The sequence below is a fragment of the Pelosinus propionicus DSM 13327 genome (assembly GCF_900114615.1).
Classification (GTDB): domain Bacteria; phylum Bacillota; class Negativicutes; order DSM-13327; family DSM-13327; genus Pelosinus; species Pelosinus propionicus.
In genome coordinates this window covers 47917-62766 of record NZ_FOTS01000011.1, presented here as the reverse complement: position 1 = coordinate 62766, position 14850 = coordinate 47917, and the positions used below count along the sequence as shown (strand labels likewise).

16 protein-coding genes are annotated in these 14850 nt (G+C 41.4%); all 16 read left to right on the top strand.

Translation table 11 applies throughout. From position 1 onward, the window contains the following. The first annotated feature begins 3 nt into the window (after nt 1–3). The 16 genes from atpG (at nt 4) to BMZ99_RS07485 (ending at nt 14834) form a co-directional block, all read left to right on the top strand. Nucleotides 4–852, top strand: coding sequence for an ATP synthase F1 subunit gamma (atpG, locus tag BMZ99_RS07560; protein ID WP_090934794.1), 849 nt, complete (start codon nt 4–6; stop codon nt 850–852). A gap of 22 nt (nt 853–874) precedes the next feature. After that, the gene (gene atpD / locus BMZ99_RS07555) at nt 875–2284 is read left to right on the top strand and encodes a F0F1 ATP synthase subunit beta (protein ID WP_090934791.1); all 1410 of its coding nucleotides are present in this window, start codon (nt 875–877) and stop codon (nt 2282–2284) included. A gap of 3 nt (nt 2285–2287) precedes the next feature. Beyond that, nucleotides 2288–2701 (top strand): F0F1 ATP synthase subunit epsilon, encoded by a 414-nt coding sequence (locus tag BMZ99_RS07550; RefSeq protein ID WP_090934788.1) that lies wholly within the window; start codon nt 2288–2290, stop codon nt 2699–2701. A 124-nt stretch (nt 2702–2825) separates the two neighbouring features. Beyond that, nucleotides 2826–3581 carry a YwmB family TATA-box binding protein gene (locus BMZ99_RS07545; RefSeq protein ID WP_090934785.1) on the top strand — a complete coding sequence of 252 codons (756 nt, stop codon included), beginning with the start codon at nt 2826–2828 and terminating at the stop codon, nt 3579–3581. Between the two features lie 54 nt (nt 3582–3635). Next, nucleotides 3636–4916 (top strand): UDP-N-acetylglucosamine 1-carboxyvinyltransferase, encoded by a 1281-nt coding sequence (gene murA, locus BMZ99_RS07540; protein WP_090934782.1) that lies wholly within the window; start codon nt 3636–3638, stop codon nt 4914–4916. Between the two features lie 157 nt (nt 4917–5073). After that, nucleotides 5074–6066 carry a stage II sporulation protein D gene (gene spoIID, locus BMZ99_RS07535; protein WP_090934779.1) on the top strand — a complete coding sequence of 331 codons (993 nt, stop codon included), beginning with the start codon at nt 5074–5076 and terminating at the stop codon, nt 6064–6066. Between the two features lie 54 nt (nt 6067–6120). Continuing rightward, nucleotides 6121–6849 carry a M23 family metallopeptidase gene (locus BMZ99_RS07530; protein WP_090934776.1) on the top strand — a complete coding sequence of 243 codons (729 nt, stop codon included), beginning with the start codon at nt 6121–6123 and terminating at the stop codon, nt 6847–6849. A gap of 157 nt (nt 6850–7006) precedes the next feature. After that, entirely contained in the window at nt 7007–7273 is a 267-nt protein-coding gene (gene spoIIID / locus BMZ99_RS07525) for a sporulation transcriptional regulator SpoIIID (RefSeq protein WP_090934773.1), read from the top strand. A 152-nt stretch (nt 7274–7425) separates the two neighbouring features. Continuing rightward, on the top strand, nt 7426–8454 hold the full coding sequence (gene mreB / locus BMZ99_RS07520) for a rod shape-determining protein (protein WP_090934770.1): 1029 nt from the start codon (nt 7426–7428) through the stop codon (nt 8452–8454). A gap of 50 nt (nt 8455–8504) precedes the next feature. Beyond that, on the top strand, nt 8505–9248 hold the full coding sequence (flgF, locus tag BMZ99_RS07515) for a flagellar basal-body rod protein FlgF (RefSeq protein ID WP_090934767.1): 744 nt from the start codon (nt 8505–8507) through the stop codon (nt 9246–9248). Between the two features lie 153 nt (nt 9249–9401). Next, the gene (gene flgG / locus BMZ99_RS07510; protein WP_090934764.1) at nt 9402–10190 is read left to right on the top strand and encodes a flagellar basal-body rod protein FlgG; all 789 of its coding nucleotides are present in this window, start codon (nt 9402–9404) and stop codon (nt 10188–10190) included. 9 nt (nt 10191–10199) lie between these two features. Further along, nucleotides 10200–11192, top strand: a complete 993-nt coding sequence (gene flgA, locus BMZ99_RS07505) for a flagellar basal body P-ring formation chaperone FlgA (RefSeq protein WP_090934761.1) — start codon at nt 10200–10202, stop codon at nt 11190–11192. A 59-nt stretch (nt 11193–11251) separates the two neighbouring features. Next, nucleotides 11252–11851 carry a flagellar basal body L-ring protein FlgH gene (locus BMZ99_RS07500; RefSeq protein WP_090934758.1) on the top strand — a complete coding sequence of 200 codons (600 nt, stop codon included), beginning with the start codon at nt 11252–11254 and terminating at the stop codon, nt 11849–11851. A gap of 13 nt (nt 11852–11864) precedes the next feature. Continuing rightward, nucleotides 11865–12977: a flagellar basal body P-ring protein FlgI gene (locus tag BMZ99_RS07495; RefSeq protein ID WP_090934755.1), complete on the top strand. Its 1113-nt coding sequence runs from the start codon at nt 11865–11867 to the stop codon at nt 12975–12977. A gap of 44 nt (nt 12978–13021) precedes the next feature. Then, on the top strand, nt 13022–13369 hold the full coding sequence (locus BMZ99_RS07490; RefSeq protein WP_245754873.1) for a rod-binding protein: 348 nt from the start codon (nt 13022–13024) through the stop codon (nt 13367–13369). Between the two features lie 55 nt (nt 13370–13424). Continuing rightward, nucleotides 13425–14834 carry a phosphodiester glycosidase family protein gene (locus tag BMZ99_RS07485; protein ID WP_090934750.1) on the top strand — a complete coding sequence of 470 codons (1410 nt, stop codon included), beginning with the start codon at nt 13425–13427 and terminating at the stop codon, nt 14832–14834. Nucleotides 14835–14850 lie beyond the last annotated feature (16 nt).

The following is a 14850-nucleotide window of genomic DNA, read 5'->3' as shown; positions in this document are numbered from 1 at the left end:
TAAATGCCTAATGCTCAGGATATACGCCGCCGTATAAAAAGCGTAAAAAATATTGAACAAATTACCAAGGCTATGAAAATGGTGGCGGCTGCAAGGCTGCGTAAGGCCCAAGAAAAAGCTGCTGCCAGTCTGCCTTATACAGAAAAGGTACGAGAAGTACTGGCAAGCGTAGCTGGCCATGCAAGTGATCTTTCGCATCCGCTGCTGGAAGTAAGAGAAGTCAATAATATTGCATATTTAGTGCTAAGCGCTGATAAGGGATTAGCAGGAGCCTACTCTTCCAATGTAATCAAAGAAGTGGTGCCCCGCATAGCAGGTAAGACGAATTGCAGTGTAATTACTGTTGGACGCAAAGCCAGAGATTATTTTAAACACCGCGGCTATCGAATTGATGAAGAATTTACTGGCTTTTCGGAGAAACCAACGCTGCAACATGCGATTGCTATTGCCAGATCAGTAGCGGAAGGGTTCAAAAGCGGCAGATATGATGAGATCCATTTGAGCTACACCGTATTCCATTCTGCCATTACCCAAAAAGCAACTACAGTAAAGCTCCTACCCATTGAAGATGTGACGGCAGTTGATGCGAATCCTTCCGATTATATTTTTGAGCCTTCAGCGGAAGAAGTATTGAATCACTTAGTTCCTCAATATTTAGAAACGACAATTTATGGGGCGCTGCTTCAGGCATCGGCCAGTGAGTTAGGAGCTCGTATGACAGCAATGGGTTCTGCGACTGATAACGCAGAAGAATTAATTGCAAAATTGATTTTAAATTATAATAAAATTCGTCAGGCTACCATTACTCGGGAAATTTCCGAGATTGTGGGTGGCGCCGAAGCGTTGAAGTAAAAAGAAAAGGAGGGGGAACCCTTTGAGTACAGGTAAAGTGATACAGGTTATTGGACCTGTCGTTGATATTGAATTCCCTCCGGAGCAGCTACCTGCCATCTATAACTCTGTTAAAATCGCAGATACGTCCACGGGCGTAGAAGTCAGCCTAACCGTAGAGGTTATGCAGCATCTTGGTGACAATCTCGTTCGCTGCGTTGCTATGTCTTCTACGGATGGATTGACTCGCGGTATGCAAGCGATAGATACTGGCGCCCCAATTAAAATTCCTGTGGGTAAAAGTACGCTGGGTCGGGTATTTAATGTACTAGGTGATACAGTAGACAATAATGAAGCTTCAGTAGAAGCGGAAGATCATTGGCCGATTCATCGTCCAGCACCAACCTTTGAAGAACAAGAGACAACGACACAAATCCTGGAAACAGGCATTAAAGTCGTAGATTTAATTGCTCCTTACTCTCGGGGCGGTAAAATTGGTTTGTTTGGTGGTGCAGGTGTAGGCAAGACTGTACTGATCATGGAACTCATTCGTAACATTGCAACGGAACATGGGGGCTATTCTGTATTTGCGGGTGTAGGTGAACGTACCCGGGAAGGGAATGACCTTTGGGTAGAGATGCAAGAATCTGGTGTTATTGAAAAAACAGCGTTAGTATATGGTCAGATGAATGAACCGCCTGGCGCTAGAATGCGGGTTGCTTTAACAGGACTTACCATGGCAGAATATTTTCGTGATATAGGCGGTCAGGATGTATTGTTCTTCGTGGATAATATTTTTCGCTTTATTCAGGCTGGCTCCGAAGTTTCTGCATTGTTAGGACGTATGCCGTCAGCAGTTGGCTACCAGCCAACATTGGCAACGGATGTAGGGGCATTGCAAGAACGTATTACTTCCACTAAAAAAGGTTCGATCACTTCCGTACAAGCCGTATATGTACCAGCAGATGATTTGACAGATCCAGCTCCTGCGGCAACCTTTGCCCATTTGGATGCAACAACAGTTTTATCCAGACAAATTTCAGAACTGGGTATTTATCCTGCAGTTGATCCTTTAGATTCTACATCTCGAATTGTTGATCCTAACATCATTGGTGAAGAACATTATCAAGTGGCTCGAGGTGTGCAGGAAGTATTACAGCGCTATAAAGAATTGCAGGATATTATTGCTATTTTGGGTATGGAAGAATTATCGGATGAAGATAAACTTACCGTATCTAGAGCACGTAAGATACAACGTTTCTTAAGTCAGCCTTTCTTTGTGGCAGAGGCTTTTACAGGTACGCCGGGTAAATACGTGCCGTTAAAAGAAACCATTCGAGGCTTTAAAGAAATTTTAAGCGGCAAATATGATGCTTTGCCGGAAAACGCCTTCTATATGGTTGGCTCCATTGATGAAGTGGTGGAAAAGGCACGGACAATGAAAGGGGAATAATAAATGGCGAAAACAATTCGGCTGGATATTGTTACCCCAGAGAAAATGGCTTTTTCTGCTGAGGTTAGTATGGTAATTGCTCGGACGACAGCTGGAGACATTGGTATTCTTCCAGGGCATGCTCCCTTGATTGCTGCAATGGCTATCTGGCCTCTTCGCGTAATTACAGATGGTGAAGAGATACCCATTTCCATGTGCGGTGGATTTATTGAGGTTCAGCCTGAAAAAATTACAATATTGGCAAATTGTGCTGAGCTTCCAGAGGATATTGATGTTGAGCGAGCCGAAACGGCCAAGGCACGAGCGGAGAATCATCTGCGTGACAGCAATTCAGACGTTGCCAGAGCAGAAGTCGCCCTTAAAAGGGCTATGGTTCGTTTAAAGGTTGCAGAGCATAATAAGCAGCATAAGATGTAAAGTAAATACAAGAGGCAGACTGAGTAATGAACGTACTCAGTCTGCTTTTTGTATATCCCATCGAACAAATGGCAAGAATAGGCATATAGAGTAAGAGAGAATCTGCTCTAAAAGGATGGGAAGTATGAATCATATTCTTAGATTAGGTGTAATAACCGGATGCTTATTGTTAGCTCTATCTGCTGCCATAGGATATGTGCCGGCCGCCTCTTCAGAACCGTTGGCATCTGTCATGAGAGCAACTGGTGCAAATTTGGAGGAATACAGTATCAATGCATGGGTGAAATTGCCGGAAGATCATTACAGTGATGAGCAGCTGCAGGATGTAGTAATGCAAGTTGCGGATCAATTAGCAATGGACTTCAAAAATGATGAGATTATCCATCAGCAAAGAAATAAGAATCGAATTGTAAAAGCAGAGCAAATTAGATCCGGTGATCGTGTTGTTGTAATGGCTCAGAGTGTTCCTAATCAGAAAAGTAGTGCAAAAGAAGAAGCATATCTGGTGGTCAATATTGAGTCATTGACAAATGAAGGTACCTCTAGTGTCCTCTTACAAGAAAAAATACATACGATTATTAAAAAAATTGGTGATTCACCAAGGATTAGCACTTGCTTGATTGGCTGGCTTGATGGTAAACTAATGGATGGAGAGTTAGAAGGTATGTTAAAAAGTGCCTTTTCAGCAATTGATGGTACTGTTGTTGATCAACTCCAGCAAGAACAGTATGTAAGTGCTACTGGATATTCTTCAGCAATTCATGAGTACCTGCAAGTTGGCGGTAAAAAAATCAATATAAATATTGCAATTCGCTATAGTCAATATGATAATCGTACCTATGTAATTGTCGGGTCACCGATTATTACTCGGGAATATTAATTTGAACTTTTTCTACAATCGATTTTAGTAGTGTTTTTGGGAGGATATAATCTTATGGAGAAATTAGTTATCCGCGGAGGTAACAAATTATACGGAACCATTAAAATTAGTGGAGCTAAGAATGCGGTGCTGCCTCTTATTGCGGCAACGTTACTTGGTACATCACAAAGCACTCTTGAAGGCATACCTGATTTGGAAGATGTACGCACCTTTAGCCAAGTTCTCAAGCATTTAGGAGTGTCAGTAGAGTATAATAAAGAAGAGCAGACGATGCTTGTTGATAGCACGGTAATCAGCAGTTGCGAAGCACCTTATGAATTGGTGCGCAAAATGCGTGCTTCTTTTTTGATTATGGGACCCTTGCTGGCTCGTTATGGTCATTCTAAGATTTCTCTGCCAGGAGGATGTGCCATTGGCACTCGTCCTATTGATCTTCATTTAAAAGGTTTTGAAGCATTAGGTGCTAAAATTGATATTGGTCATGGATATATTGAAGCTACAGCGCCCAATGGATTAACGGGAGCGCGAATTTATTTGGATTTTCCTAGTGTAGGTGCTACCGAGAATATTATAATGGCAGCTAGTATGGCCAAGGGACAGACAATTTTGGAAAATCCGGCTCATGAACCGGAGATTGTAGACTTGGCGAATTACTTAAATACCATGGGAGCAAACATTAGGGGCGCAGGTACAAATGTAATCAAAATTGAAGGTGTACCTGAATTGAAAGGTAAAGTATATGAAGTGATCCCTGATCGAATAGAAGCTGGAACCTATATGGTGGCAGCGGCTATGGCAGGCGGCGACTTATATGTGGAAAATGCCTTGCCTGAACATCTAAAACCAGTGATTGCCAAATTAAAGGAAGCCGGTGCGACCATTGATGAGGATATAAACGGAATACGTGTTAAAAGTGATGGTAAACTAAGAGCTATTGATATTAAAACATTGCCTTATCCTGGTTTTCCTACCGACATGCAAGCTCAATTTATGGCAATGACGACGATTTCTCAAGGGACAAGCGTAGTGAGTGAAACGGTATTTGAAAATCGTTTTATGCATGTAGATGAACTAAAACGTATGGGAGCCAATATTAAAATTGATGGGCGAAGCGCAGTTGTTGAGGGGGTAGCCACATTAACCGGCTGTCCAGTGAAAGCGACAGATCTCAGGGCTGGAGCTGCTTTAGTATTAGCGGGATTAGTGGCAGAGGGCGAAACCGAGGTAGGGTATCTTCATCACATTGATCGTGGTTATGATGGTCTAGTAGAAAAATTATGCGGTGTTGGTGCCGATATCAAGCGTGTTGGTACAGCAGAAACTAAAAAAAAATGAATTTGAAACTGGTGAGATGTTAATCTTGCCAGTTTTTTTATGCTGAATATCTTTAAGTATGTTCCCACCAATGCGTTGATGATTTGGTTCCCAGTCATACTTACTCCAAGCTTGGCATAGGATGTAGTACTTATGTAGAGCAGGAGGAGGGGCATGTGTGAAGAGGGTACTAGCATGGACGGTTTTGTTGGTGCTGGTGTTGGTGATTGTTATTCCGATTCTAGTAATAGGCGGTTTTCATGGAGAACCAAGGCAGGGTGGGAATGCTAAAATGGCAAAAGGCGATCATATCATCATCAAAGTGTATTTTCATGAACAGCAGAAAATTGTTGAAATGAAGTTAGAAGAGTATTTAAAAGGTGTAGTAGCGGCAGAAATGCCTGCAGAATTTGAATTGGAGGCCTTGAAGGCTCAAGCAGTAGCAGCACGTACTTATGCGGTAAAAAATATGACTGCCTTTGGCGGCAGTGGCCTGGCAGAGCAGCCTGGTGCTGATGTGAGTACTGATTATAAACAAAGTCAGGCATGGCTGAATGAAGAAGTGCTAAAGAAGCGCTGGGGGAGTAACTATACTAAATTTTGGGGGAAAATTAGCCAGGCAGTTGAGGACACAAGCGGTGAAGTAGCTACTTATAATGGGGAATTTATTCAAGCTGTATATCATTCTACCAGTGGGGAGAGAACAGCAAGTGCAAAAGAGGTATGGGGATTTGATTATCCTTACTTACAAAGTGTAGCTTGTACATGGGATCAAAAATCTCCCCGATATTATGATAAAAAAGAATTTTCTTTTGCTCAGGTGGAACAATTATTGGGTCCAGAAACGCAAGTGGTTGCCGCTATGCAAAATGATAGCAGCGGAGCTATGGCTATTTTGAATACCACGGAGTCTGGGCGAGTCGGTCAAATTCGTATTGGCAGCAAAGTCTTGTCTGGGGCAGAGGTAAGGGAAAAATTGGATCTGCGTTCAAATAATTTTAATGTAGAGCTAAAAGACAATAAGATGATTGTCAATACAATCGGTTATGGGCATGGTGTAGGTTTGTGTCAATATGGAGCCAATGGCATGGCAAAAGAAGGCATGGATTATCGGCAGATTATTACGAAATACTATACTGGCGTGGCTCTTAAGAATATAAACGCCTACTAAGTAGGGGCGTTTAAAAACAGTTCTTATCGGACATACTGAGTATGAGGTGATAGTATGTCAAAATTAAAAATTCCTGCATTATCTTTTATTACGCTGCATTTAAAAAAAATAAATACAAGTTTATACAACCGACGTTTCTATCGAGAGCGGATTCCCTTCAAGAGTCTGTATACAGGTGCCTGTTTGTTAATGCTGGCAAGTGTATTGGTAACAACAGTATTTGTAACCATACAGAAAAAAGAACAAAATAGCACTGTCATTCCCCAGCCGGTTCAGAAAGAGGAAATTTCTGCTCCTACTGGGGTATTGATCGTAGACAAAAAAACGGCTTTACCTCAAGAAGTTGCTTCAGCATCCGCGCCAGTGGCAGTAAAAAGCCAATTTTCTAAAGAAGACTCAGGACGGTTTTTAAGAGTAAAAGGTGAGATAAGAGTAAACTTTGGCTGGCATTTGCATCCATTGTATAACGATTGGCGCTATCATACAGGAGTTGATATAATGGGGCATAAAGGACAGGCGGTATCAGCAATACATAATGGACAGGTAACTGAAATATTCCAAGATGCAAATAGTGGATTGACAGTAGTGGTAAAGCATAATAATTATCAAGTATATTATGGATCTCTTTTGAAGGTTTCCGTTGCGAAAGGAGACTTTGTTCGAGAGGAACAAGAGATTGGCAAAATGGGAAGCTGCGATGCAGAGCCATATGATCATTTACACTTAGCAATTAAAGAAAACGATGACTATGTAGATCCCTTGCTGATACTCAACAAAGACTAAAACTCTTATAGATGTATAGGGAGGCAGACTTAGTTCTTTCAGCTGCCAAATGGTAAGTTAATAAAAAAGTATCCTTTAAAAAGCACAGTAGTGCTTTTTTTTATTTTGTCCGCATATATATATCTTAGCAAAGCAAGGGTGAGGGGGCAGAAAGGTTATGAAGGATTATATCCGTAAAAGGGTATTGGACATTTGTCAGCACATTTTGGAAAGTAAGCACACGGTGCGGCAATCAGCCATAGTGTTTGGGGTAAGTAAAAGTACGGTGCATAAGGATATGATAGAAAGATTGCCGCTCGTGAATAAGAAGATGGCAAATCGTGTAAGAGTAATATTAGAACAAAATAAGGCGGAACGCCATATTCGCGGTGGAGAAGCTACACGAAAAAAATATAAGGAAGCGGGAGAATATAGCAAAAAATAAAGGATTTTTTTTATTCATGTAGAATGGGAGCAAGTGAAGCTATTTTTTAAGGCGTTAATTAACCACAAAGGCATAGATGTAGTTTTCTCAGTCTTTGTGGTTTAAATAAAAACTAAACAATGGACAAGTAGGAGTAGGAGAGGGGATTATTCATGTTTGGAATGTCAATGGACATTGGTGTAGATTTAGGTACTGCGAACGTTTTGGTGTACATAAAAGGGAAAGGGATTGTATTGCGAGAGCCGTCAGTAGTAGCGATTGATCGTGATTCCAATACTGTATTGGCTGTAGGGGAAGAAGCGCGTCGAATGCTTGGACGGACTCCCGGCAACATTATTGCGATTCGGCCACTACGAGAAGGGGTAATTGCTGATTATGATACAACGGAAACTATGCTGCGTCATTTTATTAGCAAAGTGGTTCCCAAAAACTTCTTTTTTAAACCTCGTATTATGGTTTGTATTCCTTCTGGTGTAACAACCGTTGAAAAACGGGCAGTACTAGAGGCTGCAGTGCAGGCTGGTGCTAAAAAAACCTACTTAATTGAAGAACCGCTGGCTGCTGCTCTTGGTGCAGGATTAGATATTTCAGAACCGTTTGGTTCTATGGTAGTTGATATTGGCGGCGGAACTACTGATGTAGCAGTATTAAGTTTGGGTGGCATTGTAGTGAGCGAATCACTAAGAGTTGGTGGAGATAAGTTTGATGAGGCCTTAGTACGTTATGTGAAACGAGAATATAACGTGATGATTGGTGAACGTACTGCAGAACAGATCAAAGTTACCATTGGTACAGCGCTAGTCTCAGGTCGTAATGAAAGTATGGAAATTCGCGGGCGGGATTTAGTTTCTGGCTTGCCGAAAACATTACGTATTACTTCAGCTGAAACCTTTGAAGCATTAAATGAGTCTGTGTCGTTGATTGTTCAGCGGGTAAAAACAGTACTGGAAATTACTCCTCCTGAATTGTCATCTGACATTATGGATCGGGGCATTGTCATGACTGGCGGTGGTTCGATGCTTTATGGTCTGGACAAGTTGATTCAGCAAGAGACTGGTATTCCTACTTATTTAGCAGAAGACCCTCTTTCTTGTGTGGCATTAGGTACAGGGAAAGCTTTGGATTCATTAGGGACTTTAGAAGATAGTCTGACAACATTAAAAAGAGGCAGTATTGCTTGATAAAGCGGTACTTGCAGAAATCTTGAAAATGAAAAAAAAGGAGTGATTACATGATTCGCGGTTTGTATACAGCAGCTTCTGGTATGTTGGCAGAGGCAGAACGTATTGATGTTACCTCCAATAATTTAGCAAATGCAAATACTGCTGGATTTAAAAAAGATGTAGCTGTTACTAAGGATTTTGCTAACATTTTAATTTCTCGTGTTAATGATGGTGAAGAAGCTCCTGTTATTGGCGGTATGGGGACGGGAGTTATGGTGGATGAAGTGGTAACAACGCATACTGGCGGCTCTATTAGAACGACCGGGAATGCCTTTGACTTAGCAATAGAAGGAAAAGGCTATTTTGCAGTGCAGACTCCCCAGGGATTACGATATACACGCAACGGTACTTTTGCAAAAAGTATTCGAAATCAATTAGTAACAAGTGATGGATATCAGGTGCTAGGAGATAATGGTCCTATTATGATTAATGGCAATAAGATGTCCGTTGACGCAAACGGACGTGTAGTCGTTGACAATGAGGTAGTGGGACAGCTAAGGTTGACAGAATTTGCTGATGAAAAGCAGCTTTCTAAGGAAGGAGCGAGCCTATTTGCTGCAGCCCAGGGGGATCAAGGGCAGCCAGCTACTGGCAGTGTAGTGCAAGGTGCCTTAGAAATGTCTAATGTAAATGTTGTTGGAGAAATGGTGAATTTGATTACGAATTATCGTTCCTATGAAATAAATGCAAAAGTAGTACGTTCTCATGATGATCTATTGGGAAAAGCTGCCAATGATATCGCAAAAATTTAAAACTTTATATTTTATTTAAGATTTCTCTCATTTGTAGCGATATTATAAATGAGATCAGTTATGGTCTAACTAGGATAATATAGTTAATGTTTGTGTTTTACTTTGTGGGAGCTTTAGCAATATACTTTTGTGTTTAGGGAGGATTTTTAGACTATGATGAGATCATTGTGGACTGCTGCATCAGGAATGGTTGCCCAACAGGCGAATATTGATGTAGTTTCCAATAATTTGGCAAATGTTAATACGACAGGGTTTAAGAAAAGCCGTTCAGATTTTGAAGATTTAATGTATCAAACTATGCGGCAGTCAGGAACGGCGACTGGTGCTGATACTCAATTACCTACTGGGATTCAATTGGGTAGCGGTGTTCGTCAGGTTGCTACTCAAAAAATCTATACCCAAGGTCCGACGCAATCAACTGGTAATGATCTTGACATGACGATAGAAGGAGATGGCTTCTTTCAAATCACTATGTCTGATGGAACGATTAATTATACTCGTGATGGAGCATTCAAGCGCGATGAGCAAGGCAGAATTGTGACATCGGAAGGGTATCCGCTAGAACCAGCTATTACGATTCCAGAGGGTTCTTCTAATATTGCGATTTCGGCTGATGGACGGGTTTCCGCTACCTTAGCGGGACAGACGGCAGCGCAGGAATTGGGACAAATACAGCTTGTTAAATTTGTAAATCCTGCAGGTTTGGATAGTGTTGGACATAACCTGCTAAAAGAGACTGCAGCTTCAGGAACTCCGGTTGCCAGCGACCCGGGAGTGGATGGAACGGGCACGATTATGCAGAAGTATCTAGAAATGTCTAATGTCCAAGTTGTCGAAGAAATGGTGAATATGATTGTAGCACAGAGAGCTTATGAAATTAATTCAAAGGCTATTACTACATCTGATAACATGTTGGAACAAGTTGCTAACCTGAAGCGTTAGGTGAAGGCAGTGAGTAAGAAAATATATCTGCTTCTTCTAGTCCAACTTTGCTTATTTATGAATTCAGTTTTTGCTGAAAGCACTGTAGTTATTATTGATGAGCAAGTTAGAGTGAATGGAGCGGTTATCAGCCTTGGACAAGTTGCAAAGATCAGCGGGGACGATGAGGCAGCCAATCAAAAGCTTCGTAAATTAAAAATCGGCGATGCACCTGTACCGGGCAGCAGCTTTGTGTTAACTAAAGAAGTTCTCAATATGCGATTGGCAGCAACGGGGATTGACTTAGCAAGTGTTACATGGCTAATACCTGATCGAATAACTGTGATTGGTGACTCTCAGGTTATAAGTGCACAAACGCTGATTGATCGAGGAATAAATGCGATTAGGGAACAAGTTGGACCTAATGTGCAATATGACGATTTACATATATTTTATGTTGGGCGTGAACAAGATGTAACAGTGCCTGTAGGGAATGTTATTCTATCCACCTCGCTGCCTTATGGAATACGTTATAATGCTCCCACGACTGTGATGATTTTTATAAGCGTGGATGGACAAGCCGTTACCAAAGTGGGACTGAGATTTAAGGTGAATTTATACCGTCAGGTGGCAGTGGCGGCTAGTCAAGTAAATGCCCGTGAAATCTTTACCGAAGGTAATTTGCGGTATGAACGGATGGACGCTGGACAAATTGCAGCTGGCTTTTTTACTGACAAGAACAAAGTCCTCGGATTGGAGGCAAGACGAGCAATAACTCCGGGTACAGTCATAACCGATTCTATGGTAAATAAACCTGTAATTGTTAAACGGGGCAACATGGTAACGTTAGTAGCTTTTGTAGGCAACATACAAGTAATAGCTTCGGGGCAGGCTATGCAGGACGGGTATGAAGGTCAATTGATTCGCATTAAGAACGTCATCACTAATAAAATTGTTTTGGGTAAGGTTATCGATGAGAATAAGGTGCAAGTATTAACGTATAAGAGCGCTTCTGCCTCTTAGAATGTGTTGTTACGGTATATGGGATTTTGTAAAGTGAGTAGAAAGTGAGGGTGTGGAATATGTTTAACCTAACAAAATTTAGTACTTGTTTGCTGTTAGGTTTCTTGTGCTTGGTGCTCTCAATAACATCTTCGGTTTCGGCTATGTCTTTGTGGAGTGATACTGGAGCGAGCAGCAGTTTATATAGTGATTATAGGGCTCGTGCAGTAGGCGATACCCTTACGATTATCATTAGTGAAAGTTCTAGTGCAAATCGCGTTGGAAATGCTGCTAACTCTAAATCTACTAGTTTAAATATGAACGCCGGTACGGGGATATTTCATGGTATAGCATCTGCGACAGCGGGTAATTCTGACAGTTTTCAAGCAAAGGGTTCTATTGCAAATACGAATAATGTCACCGCTAGAATGACAGCTCAGGTTCTTGAGGTCAAGCCCAATGGAGATCTAATTATTTCTGGTACGCAAAGCATTAAACAGAATGGTGAAGAACAAAAAATTACTATTTCTGGTATTGTGCGCCAGGCCGATATTACAGCTGATAATACAATATTATCAAGTTATATTGGAAATGCTCAAATTAAAATAGATGGCAATGGTCCAATCGCAAGAAAGCAGCGTCAAGGGATCGTCAGCCAATTATTGAACTTCTTGTTTTAAAACGGAGGGTATTATGCGCAGGTTAATCATCATGATAACGATTTTATCTTGTGCTATGGCTATTGTGCCAACAGCACTAGCAGCCAGCTCAATCACGCGGATAAAAGATGTAGCAAAAGTGCAAGGTGTTAGAGCCAACCAATTAGTAGGGTATGGATTGGTGACAGGATTAGCAGGTACAGGTGATTCGAATACACTTGTTCAAACGAGGCAGTCTATTGCTAATATGTTAAAAAGTTTTGGATTAACAGTAAGTGATTCACAGCTAAAATCAAAAAACGTAGCTGCAGTAATGGTTACTGCTCAATTGCCGGCTTTTGTAAAACCCGGTGATACGATTGATATGACCATTTCTTCTATGGGCGATGCCAAAAGTCTTCAAGGGGGAATTTTACTCCAAACGCCCTTGAAGGCAGCTAATGGGCAAGTATATGCCGTAGGTCAGGGACCTGTTTCTACAGGTGGCTATAGCGCAAGTGGCGGCGGCAGCAGTCAGCAAAAGAACTTTCCGACTACTGGCACTACCCCCAATGGTGCGATTGTAGAACGTGAGGTGCCCTCTCAGTTGATATCGCCGAATGGTTCGATTACACTAGCATTGAGCCAGCCTGATTTTACCACTGCTGCGCGAATTGGCGAAGCGATCAACAATCGATTCGGCCCTATTTCTACGACACGTGATCCAGGTACTGTCGTGATTTCAGTTCCTAGCGCTTATGATAGTGATGTGGTAGGATTTGTAGCGTCTATAGAAGAACTATATATTAATCCTGACACTATCGCCAAGATTATTATTAATGAAAGAACAGGTACCATTGTGATGGGGTCTAATGTTACGATTGATGAAGTAGCAGTAGCGCAAGGCGGACTCAGTGTTCGTATTGACAGGACGACAGATGTATCCCAGCCTCCGCCTTTCTCTGGTGGATCTACCGTGGTTACAAATAATACTTCTGTTGATGTGAAGGAAGATAAAGCAAATGTTATGGTATTGCCTTCTACGGCAAGTGTAGGCGATGTTGTAAATGCATTAAATGCTATTGGTGCAACACCGCGGGATATTATCTCTATATTGCAGGCTATGAAGGCCTCGGGAGCCTTACATGCTGACTTGCAGATTATTTAGGTAGGTGGATATGAGTGCAGATATCAGGGATTAGTTCCTCGAGTATGATAAATAATTTAGAATCTGTGCAAACTAAGGCTAAAGGTGATTTTGCTGAGCACTTAGCGCAGGAAACAGAAAAAGCACAGCAGACAAAAGATGATATTAAATTAAAAAAGACCTGTCAGGACTTAGAAGCTGTGTTTCTCAATATTATGATGACAAATATGCGTAAAACGGTGGATAAATCAAAATTAGTAGATACTTCTCAAGAAGATACAATGACATCCATGTTGGACGCAGAAATGACTAAAGATATGGCAAAGGCTGGAGGTATTGGATTGGCGGATATGATGTACCGCCAATTACGTACCCCGGATCCTGTCAGCAATAAGTCCCAGGCACCGAAATAGTGCCTGGGTTTTTCTCATAAAATGCACTAGTGGTTTTCTTAGGGGGAATATAATAATGAAGACGTTTAAACGTGTGTACATAGTAATGATTCTGCTTATATTTTGTTCGCAGATCGTATGGGCAGCAGCTCCAGCTAAGTCGGTGCTGCAAAAGTTGCGTTACAGCCAAAGCGCAGAGCAAGTACGTATTGTATTTGATGTAAATGAATTGCCCGAATATACAGCCCAGCTTACTGCCAAGCAAGATCAGATTATTATTGATTTTACAAATACAGATACCAGTAAATTGCCAATGCTGCAATTAAATGATCCGACAGTCAGTAATGTACAAGTTACTCAGGTGCAGCCGGACAAACAACGAGTGGTCATTACTCTCAAACAACCAATTGTCTCCTATAAATTATTTACGTTATCAAATCCCAAACGAGTTGTAATTGATATTGTAAAAGAATTTGACCGAAAGTATGAGGAACAAATTGGAACCGGCTTAAAGTACACTTCTTTATATCGCAGTACTAAGGCAGGACCTATTTCTGCATATGTGGTGGATTTAGCACCAGGTAATAACTATATTGTAAAGCCAGTTTTGTCCAATAATGCGATTGTAGATTTAGAAAAAGTACAATCGATGGCAGAGCGCAGTAAAGGTATCGTTGCTGTTAATGCTTCTTATTTTGCACTTAATGGGGAGATTATAGGGCTGCTGAAAATGGATGGAGAAATTGTGAGTTCTCCCACGATTGGACGGACCGCTTTAGGAATTTTGCCTGATGGAAAAATGCTGTTTGACCAAATTGACTATAAGGGGACGGTCACCCTGCCCGATGGAGCCATCATCGCTATTACGGGGGTAAATCATGAGCGAGGTCAGGATGATTTAATTCTTTATAATAATTATTATGACAATATGACTGGTACAAATGAATATGGTACCGATTATATTGTGAGTCAAAATATTATTACTGCAATCGTGCACGGTAATGCGGTTATTCCACCTGGTGCAATTGTACTTTCAGCTCATGGCAGCAACGAAAAAGCATTGTCTAGCTTAAAAATCGGGGATGCAGTAAAAATGAATCAGACGCTTGGCCCTATTTGGGATAAGACAATATATGCCATTGGGGCAGGCCCTAGGTTGGTTAAAAATAATAGTGTATTCTTAACGAGCAAAATGGAAGAATTCCCTCCGGATATAGCCGTTGGAAGGGCACCGCGTACTGCAGTGGGCGTAACGAAAGACGGTCATATTCTGCTTGCGGTAGTGGATGGAAGGCAACAGCACAGCATAGGGGTAACGCTGTTAGAATTAGCCTTATTGATGCAAGAATTTGGAGCTGTGGATGCTATGAATTTAGATGGCGGAGGCTCTAGTGAAATGGTCGTAAAAGGTAAAATTATGAATAAACCCTCTGATGGGCGTGAGAGATCAGTGGGAGACGCATTAATTATTGCCCCTAAGGATTGATAATTCATATTAATGT

Bases quoted from the DNA above. Each gene is read 5' to 3' on its own strand.
- mreB (WP_090934770.1), top strand. From the start codon at position 7,426: ATGTTTGGAATGTCAATGGACATTGGTGTAGATTTAGGTACTGCGAAC.
- BMZ99_RS07530 (WP_090934776.1), top strand. From the start codon at position 6,121: ATGTCAAAATTAAAAATTCCTGCATTATCTTTTATTACGCTGCATTTA.
- BMZ99_RS07550 (WP_090934788.1), top strand. From the start codon at position 2,288: ATGGCGAAAACAATTCGGCTGGATATTGTTACCCCAGAGAAAATGGCT.
- atpG (WP_090934794.1), top strand. From the start codon at position 4: ATGCCTAATGCTCAGGATATACGCCGCCGTATAAAAAGCGTAAAAAAT.
- BMZ99_RS07490 (WP_245754873.1), top strand. From the start codon at position 13,022: ATGATAAATAATTTAGAATCTGTGCAAACTAAGGCTAAAGGTGATTTT.
- flgF (WP_090934767.1), top strand. From the start codon at position 8,505: ATGATTCGCGGTTTGTATACAGCAGCTTCTGGTATGTTGGCAGAGGCA.
- BMZ99_RS07545 (WP_090934785.1), top strand. From the start codon at position 2,826: ATGAATCATATTCTTAGATTAGGTGTAATAACCGGATGCTTATTGTTA.
- spoIIID (WP_090934773.1), top strand. From the start codon at position 7,007: ATGAAGGATTATATCCGTAAAAGGGTATTGGACATTTGTCAGCACATT.
- BMZ99_RS07485 (WP_090934750.1), top strand. From the start codon at position 13,425: ATGAAGACGTTTAAACGTGTGTACATAGTAATGATTCTGCTTATATTT.
- BMZ99_RS07500 (WP_090934758.1), top strand. From the start codon at position 11,252: ATGTTTAACCTAACAAAATTTAGTACTTGTTTGCTGTTAGGTTTCTTG.
- flgG (WP_090934764.1), top strand. From the start codon at position 9,402: ATGATGAGATCATTGTGGACTGCTGCATCAGGAATGGTTGCCCAACAG.
- BMZ99_RS07495 (WP_090934755.1), top strand. From the start codon at position 11,865: ATGCGCAGGTTAATCATCATGATAACGATTTTATCTTGTGCTATGGCT.
- murA (WP_090934782.1), top strand. From the start codon at position 3,636: ATGGAGAAATTAGTTATCCGCGGAGGTAACAAATTATACGGAACCATT.